Annotated in this window: 12 protein-coding genes; 6 read left to right on the top strand and 6 right to left on the bottom strand. The window is 61.7% G+C overall.

Going from position 1 to position 21520, the window contains the following annotated elements; all coding sequences use genetic code 11:
- Nucleotides 1-97: 97 nt before the first annotated feature.
- Nucleotides 98-1039: a DMT family transporter gene (locus ACR0I8_RS18925; protein ID WP_170692275.1), complete on the top strand. Its 942-nt coding sequence runs from the start codon at nucleotides 98-100 to the stop codon at nucleotides 1037-1039.
- Here ACR0I8_RS18925 and ACR0I8_RS18920 read toward each other — a convergent pair.
- Nucleotides 1036-1614 carry a DUF1285 domain-containing protein gene (locus tag ACR0I8_RS18920; protein WP_170692272.1) on the bottom strand — a complete coding sequence of 193 codons (579 nt, stop codon included), beginning with the start codon at nucleotides 1612-1614 and terminating at the stop codon, nucleotides 1036-1038. The genes ACR0I8_RS18925 and ACR0I8_RS18920 overlap by 4 nt on opposite strands.
- Before the next feature lie 64 nt (nucleotides 1615-1678).
- Here ACR0I8_RS18920 and ACR0I8_RS18915 point away from each other — a divergent pair, with 64 nt between their 5' ends.
- The 4 genes from ACR0I8_RS18915 to ACR0I8_RS18900 are packed head-to-tail and all read left to right on the top strand — an operon-like array spanning nucleotide 1679 to nucleotide 8356.
- Nucleotides 1679-2686 (top strand): AAA family ATPase, encoded by a 1008-nt coding sequence (locus tag ACR0I8_RS18915; RefSeq protein ID WP_170692269.1) that lies wholly within the window; start codon nucleotides 1679-1681, stop codon nucleotides 2684-2686.
- The gene (locus ACR0I8_RS18910) at nucleotides 2683-3558 is read left to right on the top strand and encodes a DUF58 domain-containing protein (protein WP_170692266.1); all 876 of its coding nucleotides are present in this window, start codon (nucleotides 2683-2685) and stop codon (nucleotides 3556-3558) included. The genes ACR0I8_RS18915 and ACR0I8_RS18910 overlap by 4 nt, the downstream gene beginning before the upstream one ends.
- Entirely contained in the window at nucleotides 3555-6317 is a 2763-nt protein-coding gene (locus ACR0I8_RS18905; protein ID WP_170692263.1) for a DUF4159 domain-containing protein, read from the top strand. Before ACR0I8_RS18910 ends, ACR0I8_RS18905 begins: the two co-directional genes overlap by 4 nt.
- Nucleotides 6314-8356: a hypothetical protein gene (locus ACR0I8_RS18900; RefSeq protein WP_170692260.1), complete on the top strand. Its 2043-nt coding sequence runs from the start codon at nucleotides 6314-6316 to the stop codon at nucleotides 8354-8356. Before ACR0I8_RS18905 ends, ACR0I8_RS18900 begins: the two co-directional genes overlap by 4 nt.
- A gap of 27 nt (nucleotides 8357-8383) precedes the next feature.
- Here ACR0I8_RS18900 and pbpC read toward each other — a convergent pair whose 3' ends face one another.
- Together pbpC and ACR0I8_RS18890 are read right to left on the bottom strand one after the other, a co-directional pair.
- On the bottom strand, nucleotides 8384-10444 hold the full coding sequence (gene pbpC / locus ACR0I8_RS18895; protein ID WP_480703506.1) for a penicillin-binding protein 1C: 2061 nt from the start codon (nucleotides 10442-10444) through the stop codon (nucleotides 8384-8386).
- Nucleotides 10441-15864: an alpha-2-macroglobulin family protein gene (locus ACR0I8_RS18890; protein ID WP_170692258.1), complete on the bottom strand. Its 5424-nt coding sequence runs from the start codon at nucleotides 15862-15864 to the stop codon at nucleotides 10441-10443. Before ACR0I8_RS18890 ends, pbpC begins: the two co-directional genes overlap by 4 nt.
- A 116-nt stretch (nucleotides 15865-15980) precedes the next feature.
- On the opposite strand from ACR0I8_RS18890, the gene ACR0I8_RS18885 reads away from it, so the two are divergent.
- Nucleotides 15981-18170: a response regulator gene (locus ACR0I8_RS18885; protein WP_170692255.1), complete on the top strand. Its 2190-nt coding sequence runs from the start codon at nucleotides 15981-15983 to the stop codon at nucleotides 18168-18170.
- A 92-nt stretch (nucleotides 18171-18262) separates the two neighbouring features.
- Here the strand turns inward: ACR0I8_RS18885 and yaaA are convergent, their stop codons facing one another.
- From yaaA to ACR0I8_RS18870, 3 genes are all read right to left on the bottom strand, one after another.
- Entirely contained in the window at nucleotides 18263-19033 is a 771-nt protein-coding gene (gene yaaA, locus ACR0I8_RS18880) for a peroxide stress protein YaaA (RefSeq protein WP_170692252.1), read from the bottom strand.
- Nucleotides 19034-19066: 33 nt separating this feature from the next.
- On the bottom strand, nucleotides 19067-21106 hold the full coding sequence (gene recQ, locus ACR0I8_RS18875; RefSeq protein ID WP_170692248.1) for a DNA helicase RecQ: 2040 nt from the start codon (nucleotides 21104-21106) through the stop codon (nucleotides 19067-19069).
- Between the two features lie 78 nt (nucleotides 21107-21184).
- Entirely contained in the window at nucleotides 21185-21472 is a 288-nt protein-coding gene (locus ACR0I8_RS18870) for a YggT family protein (protein ID WP_170472916.1), read from the bottom strand.
- Between the last annotated feature and the right edge of the window lie 48 nt (nucleotides 21473-21520).

Raw genomic sequence — 21520 nt, 5'->3', positions numbered from 1 at the left:
GTCGAAAATCGACAAGAAGGCAGGCCCAAGTCCAGAGATGTTTGGGCTAGCACGGCGAATCATTTTTCTGCGCCGTTCCAACTGAAGGTCCGATCCCATGGCGATGAGCCCTGATCCTGCGCGCGGGAACACTCTTCCTGTGTCCACTGGCCGCAGCTCGGCCTTGTCTGGAAACGGTCTGGCTGTGGCGTCCATGCTGACCTGGGCGGCGGGGTTTCCCGCGGCCGAAGTGTTGCTGCAGACCTGGCCTCCAGTCGCGCTGTTCGTGGCGCGTCTGGCGCTTGCCGTGGCGGTCATGGTGCCTTTGTGGTTTCTGATCGACGGGCCAAGCCGGGTTTTACGCGCCCGTTGGGGTCATGCGATGCTTGTTGGCGGGACACTCGGGGCCGGTATGTTCCTGATCATCGTGGCGCAAAAACTGACAGATCCTGTGACCGTCGCCATCATTGCCTCCTGCGCGCCATTGTTTGCCACTCTGATCGAACTGGCAACCGGGGCACGGCGGTTGCGCTGGAATTTCGCGCTGGGCGTTTTGGTGTCCATCATTGGCGGTCTGATCGCGACCAGTGCAGTGGCGCCCGCGCAATTGGGTTTGGGCGCGATCTGCGCCATCGTGTCCACCGGGTTGTTCTGCTGGGCGACCATGGCAACGGCGAGGGACTTCCCCGAGCTGAGCCAGACCGGGCGCAGCACTATTACGTTCTTCGGCGGCTTGGTCGTCGCTTTGTTGCTGTTCTTCGGGGCACGCCAAGTGGGTATGGACGTCATGCCAACGGCGCAGATTGATGTTCAACAGATCGGAATGCTTGGGATCTATGCTCTGGTGTCTATGGGCCTCAGCCAGGTTCTGTTTGTCGGATCCGTCGGGAAACTGGGCGTTGCATTAGCCTCGTTCCACATCAACATCGCACCGTTCTACGTGATGCTGATCATGCTGGTGCTGGGGGAAGAGTGGAACTGGACCCGCGCTTTGGGTGCAGGGGTCGTTGCGGTGGCCGTAGTGCTGGCGCAGGATCGGAAATTTGCAAAGGCGGCTTAGTCCGGCAGGTCTTCTGACTTGATCAACGGAAAGAAGCGCTGTTCGGACCAAACTCCGAACCAGTCCTCATGATGGGTACCCATCTCGACCAGCCGGTAAAAGCTCTTGCGGTCAATCCGGGCCTCAAGCCCGTCGCGGATCAGAATGTATGGAGAGGGTTCCTGGGTCTGCGGGTCCATGACAACGCGGATCGGATGATCCGGCCCGGCCACCGCGATATCGCCAACCTTGGTGGTGAAAGTCAGAGCCTGCGCCTGCCCCTCGCCCGAGGCATCGACATCGACCGCGATGAACGGCGCATCCTCGACGGTGATTCCCACCTTCTCGACTGGGGTCACCAGGTAGTATTTCCCGTCCTCCAGCTTAAGAATTGAAGAAAAAAGCTTCACAAGCTCGAAACGGGTGATGGGCGAGCCTAAATAACTCCAAGTGCCATCTTTGGCGATCCGGATGTCCAGATCACCGCAAAAAGGGGGATTCCAGAGGTGAACGGGGGGTAAACCCTTGGTTTTGGTCGCTTTGATCGACGCCGCAAGACCATCAGGGGAAGGTTTCACAGGTTTTTGTCCGCTCATTGCTTTTGCCATTTCCTCTCAGCGCGATAGACTTCATCTATAATAGTCCACGGAAGGGAAAGTCATGTCCGAACCTGCCGACCTCGTGTCCGAGATCGAAGCGTTGGAAAACAAGCTGCAAGAGGCGAAATCCTCAATCACCCGCCGCTTTATCGGGCAGGAGAGGGTCGTGGACCTGACCCTGACGGCGCTGCTGTGCGGGGGGCATGCCCTGCTGATCGGACTGCCGGGTCTGGGCAAAACCCGACTGGTTGAGACGTTGTCGACCGTGATGGGCCTGCATGGCAACCGTATTCAGTTCACGCCCGACCTGATGCCCGCCGATATTCTGGGGTCAGAAGTTCTGGACACCGCCGATGATGGCAGCCGTCATTTCCGGTTTATTTCGGGGCCGATCTTTTGCGAGCTGCTGATGGCGGATGAGATCAACCGCGCCAGCCCCCGGACGCAGTCGGCCTTGCTGCAGGCGATGCAGGAGCGCACAGTGACCGTGGCGGGCGAAGACCGCGTGCTGGGCACGCCGTTCCACGTATTGGCAACGCAGAACCCGATTGAACAAGAGGGCACCTATCCGCTGCCCGAAGCTCAGCTAGACCGTTTCCTTGTGCAGATCGACGTGGAATACCCCGATCGCCAGACTGAGCGGGATATCCTTCTGGCCACCACCGGTGTGACCGAGGAAGAGGCGCATCAGATCTTCAGCAAAGAAGAGCTGTTGGCCGCCCAAGTCCTGCTGCGCCGGATGCCTGTGGGGGATTCGGTTGTGGAACTGATCCTCGATCTGGTCCGCGCCTTCCGCCCCGAGGAAGCGGGCGTCTCGGATCGCGTCGCTGAAACCGTTGCTTGGGGTCCCGGTCCGCGTGCGGCGCAGGCGCTGATGATGACTGTTCGGGCGCGGGCGATGCTGCAGGGGCGTCTGGCACCGAATGCCGAGGACGTTCTGGATATGGCCCGCCCGGTTCTCAGCCACCGGATGGCACTGAACTTTGCGGCACGCGCGCGGGGCGACAGCCTTGCCGACCTGATCGACAGCACAGCTGCTGGCCTGATCCGCACTGAGGCTGCGGCGTGAATGCTGCGCTAACCCTTCGTCAACGATCCGAGGCCGAGGCGTCCCGGCTGCCGCCGCTATTGGCGCGCGCCGAGCATCTGGCAGGCACCGTTCTGTTGGGTGATCATGGCCGACGTCGCTCCGGCATGGGGGACGACTTCTGGCAATATCGTCCCGCCCAGATCGGAGACAGTCGCCGGATGATCGACCACCGCCGCTCGGCACGCGGGGATCAGCAATTCGTGCGCGAACGCGAGTGGCAGATTGCGCAGTCGGTCATGCTGTGGGTCGATCAGGGGGCCTCGATGCGTTTTGCGTCGGATAACGCGCTGCCCTCCAAGGCGGATCGCGCCAGACTGTTGGGTCTCGCGACTGCGATCCTTCTGGTGCGCGGGGGCGAGCGTGTTGGCCTGACGGGTACAACCCTACCGCCCCGACGCGGGAATGCGCAGATCATTCGTTTGGCGCAGGCGTGGTCCGAGGATTCAGAGGTCGACTACGCACCACCGGAACACCGCGCCATGATCCCTCATGCCCGCGCGGTGTTCATCTCGGACTTTCTTGGCCCAATGGACGAGGTTGAACTGGCCCTGACCAAAGCAGCAGATCGCGGCGTTCGGGGCGTTTTGTTGCAAGTCCTCGATCCGGGGGAAGAGACGTTTCCCTTCGCGGGCCGCACCATTTTCGAAAGCGTCGGCCGCACCGTTCGGCATGAAACACTGAAGGCCGGAGAGCTGCGCGATCGGTATCTGGACCGCCTCGCTGCACGCAAGGATGCGTTGACGCATCTGTGCCGCGCGACTGGCTGGCAATTGGGTCTGCACCACACCGGAGAAAGCGCGCAATCGGCTCTATTGTGGCTCTATCGTGCGCTGGACGGGGGTGTTCAATGACCGTTTTGGCGGGCATCGGTTTCACTGCGCCGTGGGTGTTGTTGGGTCTGCTGACCCTGCCGATTCTGTGGCTGATCCTGCGCGCGGTGCCGCCCGCGCCGATCCGTCGAATGTTCCCGGCGGTTACACTTTTGCTCGGCCTCAAAGACGACGAAAGCGTATCGGACCGAACGCCTTGGTGGTTGCTTTTGCTGCGGATGCTGGCGGCGGCAGCGATCATTATCGGTTTGGCCGGTCCCGTGTTGAACCCGTCGCGCGATCAGACGGGCACAGGTCCCCTGATGTTGGTGTTGGATGCAAGCTGGGCCGGGGCCACGCGCTGGTCGTCGACGCTGGACCAGATCGACGCGCAATTGACCGAAGCCGGGCGCGCAGGCCGCCCCGTCTCGATCCTGCGCCTGACCGAGCCGGAATCGCCCGTGTTTCAGGCGACCGAGGCGTGGCGCAACCGTTTGCCGGGGCTTGTTCCGAACCCGTGGCAGCCGACCGAAGATCAGGTTGATCAGGTCATCGCCGCGCTGGATCAGGTCGAGGGCGGGTTTGATACGCATTGGTTCAGCGACCGCTTGGGCTATGAAAAACACCCTGAGTTAGTGTCTGAACTACAGTCCCGCGGGCAGGTCACCGTCTACCGCTCAAACGCGGCAGCGTTGGCACTTTTGCCTGCCGTTTATCAGGACGGAGTCATTCAATTGACCGCATTGCGGGCCGAACCGGGCCCGGAGGAGAGCGTGACCGTTCTGGCGCAAGGCCGTGACCCGGCAGGCACGGCACGGGTACTGCAATCGGCCGAGATGACTTTCGCAACTGGAGAAACACAGGCCCAGATCGACCTCGCTCTACCGTCTGAGCTGCGCGCCCGGATCACACGGTTTGAGCTGCAGGGCCAGCGCTCGGCCGGGGCGGTGACGCTAACCGATGACAGTTTGCGGCGGCGCGAGGTTGCGCTGATCGCCGGAACCCTCAACCGCGAGGGGTTGGAGCTGTTGTCGCCGCTCCATTACCTCACGCAGGTTCTGATCCCCACCGCCGATTTTGTTGAGGGCGGCCTGCCCGAGGTTCTACCTGCAAATCCCGATGTAATTGTGCTCTCGGATGTCGCCCAGATCTCGGGTCCGGAAGAGGTTGCCCTGATCGAATGGGTCGAACAGGGCGGCCTGTTGCTGCGATTTGCAGGGCCCCGCATGGCGGCGAGCGATCTGGGTCGCGATGAAGAGGATACGCTGCTGCCAGTTCGCTTGCGCAGCGGCGGTCGCACCGTTGGCGGCGCAATGAGCTGGGGGGAATCCAAGACACTGGCACCGTTCCCCGAGGACTCGCCCTTTTACGGGTTGCAGATACCGAATGACGTGACCGTGTCAACTCAGGTTATGGCGCAACCAGACCCTAACTTGGCCGATCGCGTGATTGCGTCGCTTTCGGACGGCACCCCTCTGGTCACGCGCAAGGCGCTGGGTTTGGGACAGGTTGTGCTGTTCCACGTGACCGCCGATGCGGAATGGTCCAGCCTGCCGCTGTCTGGCCTGTTCGTGGAAATGCTGGACCGTTTGGCCGTTGCCTCGGCCGCTAAATCGCGTCAGGTCGCGCAATTGGAGGGCACCACGTGGGAGCCGGTCCAGATCATGGATGGGTTCGGCGCGTTGTCCGATGCCGGTACGCTGGCGGGCGTGGATGGGGTTGAGCTGGTGTCAGGCCAGATTGGACCCGACCTACGTCCTGGTCTTTATGAAAGTGGGAAGCAAAAGCTGGCGCGGAATGTTCTGTCCGAGGAGACAACGCTCAGCCCTGTTGTCTGGCCCGCAGATGTGCCGATCCGTGGGCAGGAGGCCTCAACCGAGACGCCCTTGGGAGGAATACTTCTGAGCCTCGCATTGATCCTATTGACCGTGGATGTAATCGCGTCCTTGGCCTTGTCGGGCCGTTTGGGGCTGGCGAAGGCGGCGGCGATGGCCATGGGGGCCGTGCTGCTGGTGCCCGAGGCGCAGGCGCAGTCGCCCGATGAGACCGACTTTGCCCTCGCCGCGACACATGAACTGGTTTTGGCGCATGTACTGACGGGCGACGGTCAGGTGGACGACATCGCGCAAGCCGGGTTGCAGGGATTGGCCCAGACGTTGAACTACCGCACCTCGGTCGAACCCGCTGCGCCGATTGGCGTTGATCTGGAACGGGACGAGTTGGCCTTTTTCCCGCTGCTCTACTGGCCCATCACGCAGGATCAGCCGCGCCCCTCGGATGAGGCCTATGCCAAGCTGAATGCCTATCTGCGCTCGGGCGGTATGATCCTGTTTGACACGCGCGATGCGGATATCGCGGGGTTCGGCGCCTCCAGCCCCAATGGGCGCAAGCTGCAGCAACTGGCCGCGCCGCTAAATATCCCCGCGTTAGAGCCGATTCCGAACGATCATGTGCTAACGCGGACCTTCTATCTTCTGCAGGATTTCCCCGGTCGCTACGCGGGAACCGATGTCTGGGTCGAGGCCGCTCCGCTGGATGCCGAACAGATCGAAGGGATGCCCTTCCGCAACCTCAACGACAACGTGACACCCGTGGTGATCGGCGGCAATGACTGGGCCGGGGCCTGGGCGGTGGATCGCAACGGGCAAGCCCTGCTACCGGTCGGGCGTGGCTATGCGGGGGAGCGTCAGCGCGAGCTGGCCAATCGCTTTGGGGTCAATCTGGTGATGCATGTGCTGACCGGGAACTACAAATCCGATCAGGTCCATGTGCCTGCTCTGCTGGACAGGTTGGGACAATGACCGGAACCGTTATATTTGATCCGCTGATCCCTTGGCCAATACTACTTGCGGTCGCCTTGATCGCCGTTGCAGGTGTGGTCTTGGCGGTCTGGCGTGGGTTGTCCGGATGGGCTTTGCGCGGGTTGGCCGTGTTGGTAGTGATCGCGGCGCTTGCCGGTCCGGTCTATCAGGTCGAAGACCGCGCGCCGCTGACAGATATCGTTCTAATGATCGAGGATGAAAGCGCCAGCCAGACGCTCTCGGACAGGGCCGACCAAACCGCCCAAGCGGCTGAGGCCTTGGCGGCCGAGATCGAGTCGCGTGACAATACCGAGCTGCGCCGCATCCACGTGGGCGACGGCGATGGCGACGAAGGCACGCAAGTGATGGCCGCGGTGAATGCGGCCCTGGCCGAGGAGCCGCGTGCGCGGGTGGCCGGTATACTCGTGGTCTCGGACGGGATCGTACATGACGTTGATCAAGCGCCCGACCTGCCCGCGCCGTTGCACCTTTTGCAGACCGGGCGTGAAAGCGACTGGGATCGTAGGCTCATTGTCCGCAATGCGCCTGCCTTTGCCATCATTGGTGAACCCGTAACACTGACCCTGCGCGTTGAAGACAGCGGGGCGGCTCCGGGCGGCGCCACCAGCGCGCCGCTTGAGATCTCGGTTGATGGGGGCGAGCCGGAGGAATTCCGTATACCCATTGGCGTGGATGTCGAACTGCCGATTTCTCTGCCGCATGGTGGGCGGAACGTCATCCAATTCACGGTCCCGGAGGCCGATGGTGAGCTGACCGATCGCAACAATACCGCATTGATCCAGATGAACGGCGTGCGCGACCGCCTGCGCGTCCTGCTGGTGTCGGGCGAGCCGCATCCCGGCGGACGCACCTGGCGCAACCTGCTGAAATCCGACAGCTCGGTCGATTTGGTGCATTTCACCATTCTGCGCCCGCCCGAGAAACAGGATGGTGTCCCGGTGGATGAACTGTCTCTGATCGCCTTCCCTACGCGCGAGCTGTTTCTGGAAAAGATCAACGATTTCGACCTGATCATCTTTGATCGCTATAAACGCCGGGGCATCTTGCCTGCGATCTATCTGGATAACGTGGCTGATTATATCGACAACGGGGGCGCTGTGCTGATTGCCGCTGGCCCCGATTTCGCCACCGCAGACAGCATTTTCCGCTCGCCCCTCGCGGGCAGTCTTCCGGCGCAACCGACGGCACGGGTGATCGAAAAGCGCTATGTTCCCATGGTCAGCGATCTGGGGCATCGGCACCCTGTGACCACCAATCTGGGCGATTCCGAGGATTGGGGCGCGTGGCTGCGCCAGATCGATGTGAACGAACGCTCGGGCCAGGTCTTGATGACCGGCCTTGAGGACCGGCCGCTTTTGGTGTTGGACCGGGTCGGTGAGGGACGAGTAGCCCTGCTGGCGTCAGACCACGCCTGGCTGTGGAGCCGCGGTTTTGAAGGCGGTGGGCCTCAGTTGGAATTGCTGCGACGTCTGGCCCATTGGATGATGAAAGAGCCCGAGCTTGAGGAAGAAGCGCTTTGGGCCGAGGCTAACGGCCAGTCGATGCGCATTATTCGCCAGACCCTCGAGGAAGAGGTCGGACCGGTCACGATCACCCGGCCCAATGGTGAAACGCTTGAGATCATCCTTGAAGAGGTTTCGCCCGGACGGTTCGAGGCGCAGTATTTCGGACCCGAGATTGGCCTCTATCGTCTGCAGGAAGGTGATTTGATGGCGGTAATCGGCCTCGGCCCCGCGGCACCGAAAGAGTTCGAGCGTACGATCGCAACAGGGGAAGTGCTGGAACCCGTGATCGTGGCCATGCGCGGTGGAGTGATCCGTCTGGAAGAGGGCTTGCCCTCAATCCGAAACGTCCGCGCTGGGCGTCCGGCGGCGGGGCGTGGCTGGATCGGTCTGACCCCGCGTGAGGCTTATGAGACGCGGGACGTTACGCAAGCCGGACTGCTGCCGCCGTGGCTGGTACTGCTGCTGGCTGGTGGCTTCCTGTTGGGTGGCTGGCTTCGCGAAGGCCGTCGCTAGATCGAGTCGGGTCAAACCCGAAACGCCTTAATCGATCCGAACCGACACCCGATCCGACGCGCCATGGGCGTCCACCACCACGAGAGCGGAATACCCGCGACCCGGGTTCGGAATTTCGAACTCGCGATGCCGTTGCCCGGTCAAAACCGGAACGCCATCCGCAAGAAGCGAAAACGGTCCAACCCCGCCACGTAGTTTGACGGTCACTGGGCCTCCATCCGTCTCTAACACAGAGTTATTGGGCGGAAAGATCAGGTCCGGAGCGCTTGGATCATCGTCGAATGCTGCCCCTCGCGGCTGAAAGCGTTGCAAGGGTTGAGGCAGTTCTGCGGCCCCCACGATCAAGGTCGATGGAGGCGGTGGGCGCAATGGCGTGGCAGTCGGTTTCAGGTGACCGAAGGCTTCAAACAGCAGGGGGGCCGCCAGCTCTCCGCCGAAGGCACCGGGGACTGGAGTGCCATCCGCGCGCCCCAGCCAGACGCCGATGACATGCTGGCCGTCATAGCCGATCGCCCAGGCGTCCCGGTGCCCGTAAGACGTGCCGGTTTTGTACGCCAAGCCAAACGCGGCAGCCCCCGGTGGGGGCGACAGACCGGACAGGATATCACTCACCTGCCATGCCGCGACATCTGACAGAACCCGAGGCGTCTCAGTGCGATCCGCCAAGGCCTCATGGCGCAACCATGGCCCCTGCCCACCTGCGGCCAGCGTGGCGTAGAGTTGCACCAAATCGTGCAGGCTCAGCCCGACACCCCCCAGTGAAACGGCAAGGCCCGGGGTGCTTCCGTTCAGTTGTGGGGCTGCACCGGCTTGCTGCAGGGCAGCCATCACGCGCGCAGGTCCAAGCTCATCCGTTAGCCGAACAACCGGGATATTGAGCGACATTTGCAGCGCGTCCCGAACCCGCACATCGCCTCGAAAGACGCCATCGAAGTTGCGTGGCGCGTAGCGACCAAACATCACCGGGCTGTCGCTGATCAACGTTTCGGGATGGGCAAGCCCCTGATCGAAGGCCAACCCATAAACCAGAGGCTTCAGCGTCGACCCCGGAGAGCGTAGCGCTTGGGTCATATCCACGAACCCTTGCCGCGCGTCCTGGTAGCCCGAAGAACCGACCGAGGCCAGAATCTCTCCGCTGCGGTGATCAGCCACGATTAAAGCCCCCGAAATACGCGGTCCCGCTCGCGCCGCTGCCTGCGCCACAAGAGGCTCCAGCCGTTCCTGCAGCCCGGCATCCAGTGTCAGATCCAAAGCCTCTGATCCCGGGTTTTCGCGCCGCGCTCGGTCTGTGAGGTGAGGGGCCAAACGGGGAAATGCGCGCATCTGATCCGGGATATCTTCCGTCAGCGCGCTGTGCATCTCAGATTCGGTCAAAACTCCATAAGACTGCATCCGCTTCAGAACCCGGTCACGCGCGTTTCGGGCGGCCAAGGGGGCACGGTCCGGGCGTCGGACTTCGGGCGATTGGGGAAGGGCAATCAGCAGGGCTGCCTGCGCGGGGGTCAGCCGCGCCGGGTCTTTTCCAAACCATGCACGGCTGCCTGCGCGGAGGCCTTCCAGATTGCCGCCGTAGGGGGCGTGAGTCAGGTAAAGGTTTAGAATCTGCTTCTTGCTCAGACGCCGTTCCAGCGCCAAAGAGACCCTAACTTGGCGAATTTTGCCGCTCCAACGCCCGGTTGAGCCGTCTTCGATCAGCCGCGCGACCTGCATGGTCAGGGTTGACCCACCCGAAACGGTGCGCCCATTCCATAAGGCTTGCCCAGCAGCGCGGAGGAATGCGAGAGGGTCGACGCCGGAATGCGACCAGAACCGTTTATCCTCATACCGGATCAGCATCTCGGTAAAGGCGGGATCAACCAGGCCGGGGCGCATGCGCCAGATGCCGTCCTCGACGGGGAAGGCCCGCAGAAGCGCCCCGTCCCGGTCCCTTATTTCGACCGAGGTTTCGGCCAGTACAGGTGGCAGGACGGTCGCGTCTACCCACGCATCCAACCGGTCCCGCGCGAAGGCGGTCAGGTAGAGCGCAGAGGCCAGCGCCAGCAGCGCCGGGGCGAACCCGCTGCGGCGATATGGATGGCGCGGGATCACCGCACCTCAACCCGCCCGGTTTCCGTACGCGCACGGTTTTGCGGGCGATACATATCCTCGACCGAGGCGGCCGGATGGTGGAACGCACCGGGTGTCACGGCGCGCGCCACGTAGGCCAGCGTCACCGTCTCGCCCCCGGACAGATCGACCGCCGCCAGGAAGCGGTCCGAGCGGAACTCGGTATGCGTCGCGTCGGACAGGTCCAGCCAATCCAACGCCCGCACATCGCCTGATCGCAACAGGTTGGGGTTGTCGATCTCGATCCCCGCTGCCAGAGGGTCATCGATCATCAACCGCGCGCCGCCGCTCTCGAACGGTGTGACGGTCAGGACGGTTACAAAGCGGTCACCTGCGATGAAGGTAGACGGGTCCAGTGGGTCGCCTTCCAGCGAATAATAGGCTCTGTTTAAGGCGTATCCGGCGCCTCCGGCCTCGGGCGGAGTGGTTGGGATGCCCGTCACTGTCAGCGTGATATCGGTTGGGTTGGCTGCGGTAGCCGAGATGTTCAGGTCATCCGTAAACCCTGCCTCACGCACTTGTACGAAGGGGCCCGAGACCGGCGCGCCGTTCACCATCAACCCCGAGTCGGATGGGTCTGTTACAAGCGCATGCGCGGCCAACAAGGACCATGAAGCCTCCTGCGTCGACAAATGCGCGCGGCTTGAGGTTACACGCTGGATCAGCGCGTCGCGATCCACCGCCTGACTACCCGCATCGACGGCAAGGGTTAGCAGCCCGGCGGCATCCCGCAGGTCTGTGCCGTAGTCGACTCGCCACAGGTAGCGCTCCTGCGCGGGTCGGCGCTGCAGCAGCTGGGCCGCATGGGCGAACATGGCGTCGGCACGGGTCTGATCTCCGTAGGACGCCAGCGCCGCCCCAAGTTGCGCGGCGGCCAGAGGGGTGTCGAAAGCGTCCCCCTTGGTATCCGCGTAATAGCGCAGATCGCCCATCGAGGCTGCGCCCTCGCGCGCCAGCACCATCAGAGCATAGGCAATATCCTCACCGCCTTCGTCGAAATCCGGGGCATAGTTCACGCGGTTGCGCAGGTTATCCATGGCCTGCGCGAAGGCGCGGTCCGACACCGGGTGGCCTTGCGCTCGGGCGCGCGAGAGGAAGTCGGTGACATAGGCGTCCAACCAGAAATCTCCGCTCTCTGCACGCCAGAGGCCAAACGCTCCGTTCGGGGCCTGCCGGGTCAGGATGCTGCGGATCGAGTCTCTGATACGTTGATCCACAATCGGCCCGTCACCCAGCCCCGACGCTTGCGCCACGGAGGACAGGTACAACAGCGGCAGAGCCTTGCTGGTGATCTGTTCGGTGCAGCCATATGGGTAGCGATTCAGCTGATCCAGAAGGGCGGGCGTGTCGAACTTTGCCAAAGCGCCTGCAGACAGGATCGCCTTTGCGGTGCCGGGCTGGAAGCCATCGAACACGTCCTGGGTGAACAGGAAATTGTCGCCCGTACCCAGAGAAAACCGCCGTGTTTGAGCCACAATAGGGTCGTTTGCGCGTACCGGCATCCGGAGGGTTTGCGACAAGTCACGGCCATCCGGCGTCGTGATCGCCACGCTGATTTCCGGGTCTCCGACGGCAAGCGCGCGAAGCGGGATTTCGAACACCGCCTTGCCGCCATCCTCCAGAACAAAGCTGGCGGGCGCTGTTCCCAACTCCAACCCGGTTGAGGTGGTCAGTCCCAGTGCCATCTCACCTGATGGGCCATCGGCATGGACGATCTCAAGCAACATCCGGCTTTGGTCGCCGGGGGCTAGAAAACGGGGCAGGCTGGCTGTGACGACCACGGGGTCGCGCACGATTATCTCGGCCTCGGCCTGTCCTACGGCTGCCGCCGACCAGGCAACCGCCATCAGCCGTACGGTTCCGTTGAAGGCGGGCAGAGGGATGTCGACCTCGACCTCTCCGTTTGCGTCTACCTTAACCGGGCCGCTGAAAACGGCCATCAGGTCTTGTGTGGGCGGAGGGGATTGCCTCTGCATCCCCGAATTGTCTCCACCAGATCGGATCGTGCCCATTGCACCGATCATGCCGTCGATCAGGCGGCCATAGACATCACGCAGGTCCACACCCAGACGGCGCTGGCCGAAATAGTAGCCTTGCGGATCGGGGCTTTCGAAACCGGTCAGATTCAGAATCCCCACATCCACGGCGGCAAGGGTCAGCCAAACAGGCTCACCTTCCTGTGCATTTTCGGCCCTAACAAGGGCCTTTTGCGTCTTTCTCGGAGAGGTCACCTGCGGCACATCAATGCTCACGTCCAGCTTTCGCCCGACAGGCTCAACTGTTGCGTGTGCCACACCCATCGCCCGTGCCGGGTTCTGACCGGCTGCGACATCCATGGGACGGATCACGGTGGCGGTGACATAGGCCCCCGCACCCCAATCCTCGGTCACGTCGATCGGGATCACGGTTTCGCCCTCTGGCACGTCGACCATCTGGCGGTGGATCAGACGGTTCGAGAGGACCTCGATCTGCGCCACGCCCGCCATGCGCGGCACGAGCCGCAGTTGCGCCGTCTCGCCCGGGCGATAGCTGTCACGGTCCAGCGACATCTCCAGCCGGTCGGGCGAGGTGGAGGCGTCCGCCGCCTGATACCAGCCCGCGCTGAACTCCACGGCGGTTTCCGCGTAGGCGCCGTCGAGGCGTTCGACCACCAGTTCATACTGCCCCCAATCGACCGGCTGGGACAGGTTCAGTGGCTCTGCACCTGTCTCGAGCTCGCCTGTGGCAATACGGGTACGTCGCGTGGTCGGCTCCCAATTCCAATCGCCATAGAGCTGATACCATTGATAGCGGGTTTCCAGCCTGTTCAACGTCCAGCGCAGGCGCATAGGTTCAGCGGTCAGGTCCGGAGACAGGCCGATGATTTGGAATGCGGCCTCGGCGCCTTCGGGGGTCACATCCTCGAACAGGGGGCGGATACCGATCATCGCCTGTGCGGATTGGACCGGAGCCGTCAGGCGGCGTTCGACAGGGCGGCCCGATCCGTCCGTCAGTCGGGTGATAACTTCGACCTCAAGAGGTTTTCCATTTGTCTCTAACCCCGGGATTTCGATGGCAATCGAGGCCTGCCCAGAAGCATCCGTCTGCGCATCACCGAAATAGGTGCTTTTGGTTGAGGTCTCGGCGTCGTAGCGGCCGAAGCGATAGGTTTCAAAACCCGGAACGGCGTCTGTTGGGCGGGCGATGACCTGACCGTCAATGCTCAGATCCGAACCCGGCGCACCGAACAAGTAGCGTGCTTCAATTTGCAAAGGCGGCGTATCGCCGGGACGCAGAGGCGCGTCCGGCAGGCTGAGGTCAAAGTCGATGCGCTCGGGCAGGAAATCCTCGACCAGCACGGTTTGACGGGCTAGCGCGTCGGCCTTGGGGTCGGACTTGATCTCGATCTTCCACGTTCCGCGCGGCACATCCGGGGCGACGGGCAGGCTGAAGACATGGCCGCCGGCAACACCGCCATCCGAGACCGCGCGGCGATATTCCACCCCATCGGGGCGATAGAGAACGGCAGTCAGGGGCAGGCCTTCGATGGCCTGAGCCGCGTTGTCGCGGGATAGAGCTGTGATGTGAATGAACTCTCCGGCGCGATAGGCGCCCCGGTCGGTGGTCAGGAACACATCCACAGGACCCGCAGGCGCGCGCCCTTCGACCCCGCGATCCGATAGGTCAAAGGCGGGGTCGGTCAGAGAGAGGAAGCTGAAATCGGAATCCCCATCAGCCACCATCACCAAAGCAGGTGCGCTTGCCCCCTTGCCGCGGGTCAGGCCCGCTTCGAACTGCGCATAGCCACTGTCATCTGTCTGCGCCTTGGCAATCACCGCGTTGGCGTTTGAAACCAGCGAGACCTCGATCCCCTCGCGCGGGGTTGCGTCGTGCAGACCGCGTACGGTGACATGCAGCCCGTCTGTACCAAGGGCTGTGCTGATCCCCAGGTCGGTCAGCACAAACCACTGTGTTGCGCCTGGATCATCATAAGGATCTGCCCCGGGGACGCGCGCAGTCAGGGCATAGATCCCAGCGGGTTGATCGGCAATCGCCTCGGCCATGGGAAGGCGGGCGGTCATGCTCTGGTTCAATTCGTTTGCGATCTCGGCGGTACCGGTCCAGACATCCTCGGCAATCTCGTCCGAGAATTCACGTTCCTGCCATTCGCTGAGGGGGCGGCCAAAGAAATCCTGCTGCACGGCCCGGATCAGGTTGCGATCGCTGACACGTCGCAAGGTCAGGTACAGAGAGCCGGTATTGACCGTCTCAACCGGCAGGGCCGCATCCACCGATTTCGGCAGCACATAGCTGCGCCCCGGAAACCGGACCGAAGGAGCACGGTCACGCACGTAGTGCGTCAGTTCGACAGTACGGTTCAGGGCCTCACCCGAGGCCGCCGGAAGCCCTTCGCGCAGGGCAAAGCGATAACGTTGACCATGCGCAACGCCGTCCAGGCAGAGGCTTTTGCCATCGACCTGCACCACCAGCCCATCGTCACTGCGCTGCACAAACGGGTCATAGTCGACGCCCGCCTTGACCAAGGGTTCCGAGAACTCAACGCAGATACGCGGCGCAGCGGCGTTGCTTTCCACCGTGCTGTCGATGATGCGGAAGCCGTATTTTCCGATGGCATCATCCAAAGCCGCCAGGACATCCTCACGCGGTTGGACCTGTTCGGCCAGCCGCAGTGCCGACACCATATCGCGACCGCGTTCGACCGCTTCCAGCGCGTCTGACATCACCATCAGCGCCGCGATTTGGGCCCCCGGTGCGTCCGCGCGCAGATATCCGTTGATGGCGGCGTTCAACGCGCGGGTGCGGAAGTCCTGCTGCTCCTGATATCCGTTCGGGTTCAGGCGCAGCAGCAGCCGGGCGTATTCAACCCATAGGTCGGACGCATCGCTGAGGGTCACGGCCTCCCCAGTCCACAACATCGCAAGCCGATCCGTATCTGCGTTCAGCGCTGACTCCAGCAAAGTCTGCAGGTCACGCCCTCCGGCAGAGTGGCGAAACCCAAGGTCGCGGGCCTGTTGAAACGCTTCGTTCAGGTCTTTCTGGCGAAGGAATGTGAGGGACTCAGCGCGCGTTTTCCCCAATAATAGGGTCTGTTCTGGGATGAATACTTTCTGTGCCGACACCGCGCCTTGATATGGCTCCTGCCGGTTCACACCGCTTTTAGGAAAACAGGCATCCGACCGAGTGTTATAGGTAAAGGCCGTGCAGCTTTGATTGGCCGAACACGCGCGGATGCAGGACTTTAGATCCGTATCGAACAGCGCATCCAGATCCGAGCCATAAAAATCCGCATCTCGGGTCGTGATATAGCGGAACTCGGGCACGGCAGTCTGGGCCAGAGCGCCCAAGGTCAGGGCGAAAGTGGAAATGATGTAAGTTATTGAAAAAAATACAAAGCGGTGCATTTTGACCTCCTGTTTGGGGTCAATTTGACACGTGCGGTGCCCCTCAGGCAACGGCTTAAACACTTTTTCACCGATTGCCCGGATGCTGACGGCAGAGCAGACCGGAATTACGCATCATGAGCCTCGCACAAAAACTGGCACAGGAACGGCGCGCGCGCCTCGCGGCGGAACGGATGTTGGCGCTGAAACAGGCTGAGCTGTCTTCGGCCAACCGCAAACTGGGCCTTCATGCGATGGCGTTGACCAAACGAATTGGCGAGACTCAGGCCGAAGTTGAAACCGTCCGGGGCGAGAATGAAAAGGTCAAATCAGATCTGACCGAGGCCCATGCCAAGGTCGAAGTGGCCGAGCGTCGCCTGTGGCATTCGATCCAGACCATTCAAGACGGGTTTGCCTTTTTCGACGGTGACAGTCGCCTGATCGGGGCCAATACCGCCTATCTGAGCGTGTTCGAAGGTCTTGATGAGGTCGCGCCGGGTATCTCGTATACGCGCATTCTTAAATTGCTGACCAACGAAGGCATCGTCGACACCGGCGTGGAACAGGCTGGGGACTGGCAGGCCCGGATGCAAAGACGCTGGGCACGGGCCAATCCGCCACCCGAAGTGATCCAATTGTGGAATGGTCAATATATCCGCCTAGTCGACCAGCGTGGCAGCGGCGGCGATATGGTCAGCCTTGCCCTGAACATCACCGCATCCGTCCGGCATGAGGCCGAATTGCAGGCCGCACGCGATCGGGCCGAGGCTGCGAACCGCGCCAAATCGGCCTTTCTTGCGAATATGAGCCATGAAATCCGCACGCCCATGAACGGCATCGTCGGCATGACCGAGCTGCTGTCCGAAACACCGATGGATGAAGAACAGCGCCTCTATGTCAACACGATCCGTAACTCGGGTGAGGCTTTGCTGGTCATCATCAACGACGTGCTGGACTATTCCAAAATCGAAGCGGACAAGCTGATCCTGCACCCCGAGCAATTCGATCTCGAACGCTGCATCCTTGAGGTCGCGATGTTGCTGCAGCCCAACGTCCGCGACAAGGGCCTAGCGCTGCTGGTGGACTACGACCTCTTCCTGCCGACGCTGTTCGTGGGTGATCCGGGGCGCGTGCGGCAGGTTTTGACCAACCTAGTGGGCAACGCCGTCAAGTTCACCAGCGAAGGTCATGTGTTGATCCGGGTGACCGGTGTTCCCCACTCGAACCGCCAGGATTGCGACGTTCACATCGCAATTGAAGACACCGGTATTGGGATTGAGGACGACAAGATCAACCACATCTTTGGTGAATTCAATCAGGTCGAAGATGAGCGCAATCGTCAATTCGAAGGGACAGGGCTCGGCCTCGCGATCACCAAACGACTGATCACCATGATGGGGGGCAATGTCTGGGTCGAAAGCGAAGTTGGACAAGGGTCGTGTTTTGGTTTCCGGGTGTCTCTGCCCACCGCCGAGGGGCCACAACCCTCTCCGCCTGACCTGCAAGGGTGCCTGAAACATGTGATGCTGGTAGAGGATATGGCGGCCAACCGGGCCATCCTTGCCAAACAACTGGGGCGTCTTGGGGCAAAGGTCACCCTCTGCGCTTCAGGAGGGGAAGCGCTGTCGAAACTGGACCCCTCGATTGATTTGTTACTATGCGATCATGACCTGCCCGACATGGACGGGATGGAGCTTGCGTCCATCCTGCACGACCGCGGCTGGACCGAGTTGCCAGTGGCTATCATGTCCACCAATCCGGGTGTCATTCACGCCAGCCCTGCACGGCATTTGATTGAAGGTGTTCTGCAAAAACCCATCCCCCGGTCCGAGCTTTACAGCCGACTGATCGCCTTGGGGGGTGCCGCATCCCAGCCAGATACGTCGCCTCAGCCTACGCAAGAGGCTCAGCCGAACGGGAACCGCATCATGCGCGTTCTTGCCGCCGAGGATAACCGGACCAACCAGCTTATCCTCAAGAAGATGGTCAAGGATCTGAACATCGACCTGCGTTTCGCAGGCAACGGGCAAGAGGCTGTTGACCTCCATAAAGAATTTTCACCCGATTTGATTTTCATGGACATTTCGATGCCCCTCATGGATGGCAAACAAGCCACCGCCGAAATCCGCCGCCGCGAGGTTGAAACAAATCGCCACGTTCCAATCGTCGCCCTGACGGCGCACGCCATGGCGGGGGATGATCAAGGTATTCTGGAGGCCGGTCTGGATCACTACCTGACCAAACCGCTGCACAAGAACCTCATCCAGCAAATGATCCTGGACCATTGCCCCGAGGGCGCTGAACCTGTCACGCCCAAGCCCGGTTAAGCAGCGGCAAAGCCCCTGAAAAGGGATCCCACCTTCTTCGGGCTAAAAATATCTCGGGGAGCGCGAAGGGCTGGCCCCTCGCTTCCTGCCCTCTAAGCCGTGTAAGGACGCACGAAAACGGGCTTGTCGTCCTCGGACAGATCGGCGCGGTATTCATAGCCGCCGCTGTCAAAATCTAGCAAACCGGCCGGATCGGTCAGGCGATGCTGAATGATGTACCGTGCCATCGCGCCGCGCGCTTTTTTGGCGAAAAAGCTGACGATTTTGGGCGTACCGGCTTTGTCCTCCATGAATACCGGAGTGATAACTTTCAGGTTCAGCGCCTTCAGATCGACCGCCCCGAAATACTCCTGACTGGCACAGTTAACCAAGACCTCGCTGCCAACCTCAGCTCCTTGCGCATTCAGTGCTTTGCTGAGTTGATCGCGCCAATACTCATACAGGTTCTTGCCGCGCCGCGTCTTCAGCTTACTGCCCATTTCCAACCGATAGGGCTGAATCGCGTCCAGAGGGCGTAGTACGCCGTAAAGGCCGGACAAGATTCGCAGGTGGTCCTGCGCCCATGCCATCTCATCAGCGTCCAGCGAGGCTGCCTCTAGCCCCTGATAGGTGTCACCGGCAAAGGCCAGTGCGGCGGGGCGGGTAGCCTCAAGCCCGGGCGCGTCGGCGAAGGCGCGATAGCGGGCTCGGTTCAGCCGGGCCAGATCATCGCTGAGGTCCATCAGTTTCTTGAGGTCGCCCAGTGTCAGGTTGCGCGCGGTCTTGGACAGACGGATCGCATCGTCCTGAAAATCCGGCTGCGTGGCCTCAACATCCCGTTCTGCCCAGTCCAGCCGCTTGGCCGGGGAAATCACTACCAGCATATCCGCCCTCGTTCCTTGCCTGATACGGCGTACTTAGCCCTCTTGCCGCAGCACGTCCAGAAAGGCTGCACCGAACCTTTCGTGACGACGATCGCCCAAAACCTGTTCGACCCCGCGTGAGTCATCGGGTCGCAACTGCGCCACCTTCGCCAGTTGCGAGGCCGTACAGCTCAGCGGCTTGTCGATCCCCTCTGGCCCGCGGGACAATTGCGACTGCACCTCAAGCAGGCGGTCGTAAATCTCGCCCTGCTCGCGACCGGCCAGCTTGCGGCGGGCGGGGTGGACAGCTTCTACGGCCCCGGCGATGACCTCAAGGAAGGTGTCACCGTAGCGTTCAAGTTTTTTGGCCCCGACCCCTCCGATCCGGGCCATGTCGTCCAGCGTTTGCGGGCGTTTCTCGGCCATTTCGATCAGGGTGCGGTCGGGGAATATGACATAGGCGGGCACACGCGCGGCTTCGGCCAAAGCGCGGCGCTTGGCCTTGAGGGCAGAGAGCAGCGGAGCGTCTTCCTCGGCCACCATCGCCTTGACTGCCGGGCGGCGCGCGGCTTTGCGGATCGTATCCTTGCGTAGGTTGATCTGCGCCTCACCCTTCAGGATCGGTTTGGCGGCCTCGGTCATGCGCAGGGCACCGTGGCGTTCGGGGTCGGGGCGGACCAGATCATGGCCCATCATCTGCCGAAAGATCGCCTGCCATTGCGGGCGCGACCAGTCTTTGCCGATACCCCAGGTCGACAGCGTATCATGGCGGCGCGCGCGGATCTTGTCGGTTTCATTGGCCAGAAGGATGTCGATCAGATGGCCACTGCCAAACCATTCCTCGGTCCGCAGGATCGCCGACAGCGCCATACGGACGGGGGTTGTGCCATCAAAAACCTCGGGTGGGGTGTCGCACAGATCGCACTTTCCGCAGGGTTCGGTTGTTTCTCCGAAATAGCCCAGCAGAGTCTGACGACGGCACACCAGCGCTTCGGCAAGACCTAGCAGTGCGTTCAGGCGTGCATGATCCGCCATGCGCCGTTCTGGTGGGGCGAGGCCTTCATCTACCTGCGACCGGCGCAGGCGGATGTCATCGGGGCCGAACAGGGTCAGGGTTTCAGCCGGGCCGCCATCGCGCCCGGCGCGACCGATTTCCTGATAATAAGCTTCGATGGATTTGGGCAGGTCTGCATGGGCAACCCAGCGGATATCGGGTTTGTCGATGCCCATGCCAAAAGCGACGGTAGCGACGACGATCAACCCGTCCTCGCGCGCAAAACGGGTTTCGACGATGCGCCGGTCTTCGGGGTCCATGCCGCCGTGATAGTGACAGGCCGAATGCCCTTCGTCGCGCAGAGCCTTGGCCAGCACCTCGGTCTTGTTGCGTGTGCCACAATAGACGATGCCGGATTGGGTTTTGCGCGCAGCGGTGAAGTCGAGGATCTGTTTGCGTGGACCATCCTTGGCGGCAAAGGCCAGATGGATGTTGGGCCGGTCGAACCCGCGCAGGAATTTGCGCGGGGCGCCTCCGTCGAACAGTTTCTCGACGATCTCATCTTGCGTTTCAGCATCCGCCGTTGCGGTGAACGCGGCCAGAGGCACGTTCAGGGCACGCCGCAATTCTCCGATCCGCAGATAGTCGGGGCGGAAATCGTGTCCCCATTGGCTGACGCAATGCGCCTCATCGACAGCGATCAGGCTGACATTGATCCGACGCAACATGCCCAGCGCCGACCCGGCCGCCAGACGCTCGGGCGCCATGTAAAGCAGCTTGAGCCGGCCAGCCTCTAACGCCTCCCACACCGCATCGGTTTCCTCGGGCGTGTTGCCCGAGGTCAGCGCACCGGCTTCAACCCCGGCCTCCTGCAAGCCACGGACCTGATCGCGCATCAAAGCGATCAAAGGGGAGATTACTACCGTCACACCGTCGCGTAGCAGCGCAGGCAATTGATAACACAGGGATTTACCGCCGCCTGTTGGCATGATGGCCAGCACGTTTTCACCTGCGGTCACGGCATCGACGATCTCTTCCTGACCGGGACGGAAGTCGTCGAATCCAAAGACATCTCGCAGCAGGGGTGCGGCGTCGAACATGTGCGGGGTTGCCCTGTTTTAAGGTTTATCTGCTCTTAAGAAAGGACAATCACATACTAAGATTCGGTGAACAAGAGGTCAGACGAAATAGCCCGCATTGTTGATCAGGATAATCCGTGCCGCATAGACCCCGATCAGCACGACCAGAGGGGTCAGATCCAGCCCGCCCATATTCGGCAGGATACGGCGGATCGGGCCGTAGATCGGTTCGAGAATGCGGTTCAGGCCGTACCAGATTTGCGCGACCAGCTGTTGGTGCAGATTCAGCACCTGGAAATTGATCAGCCAGCTCATGATCACGTGGGCGAGGATGATGAACCAGACAATGTCCAGGATCAGCAGCAGGATTTGGATCAGCGACAGCATGGGTACTCCGTTCTTTCACCGAAAAAGACCTAAGCACACACGCCGCAA

Source organism: Ruegeria sp. BG9 (genome assembly GCF_056538305.1).
Note: the sequence above shows the minus strand (reverse complement) of the source record. Positions and strands in the feature narration are given on the sequence as shown.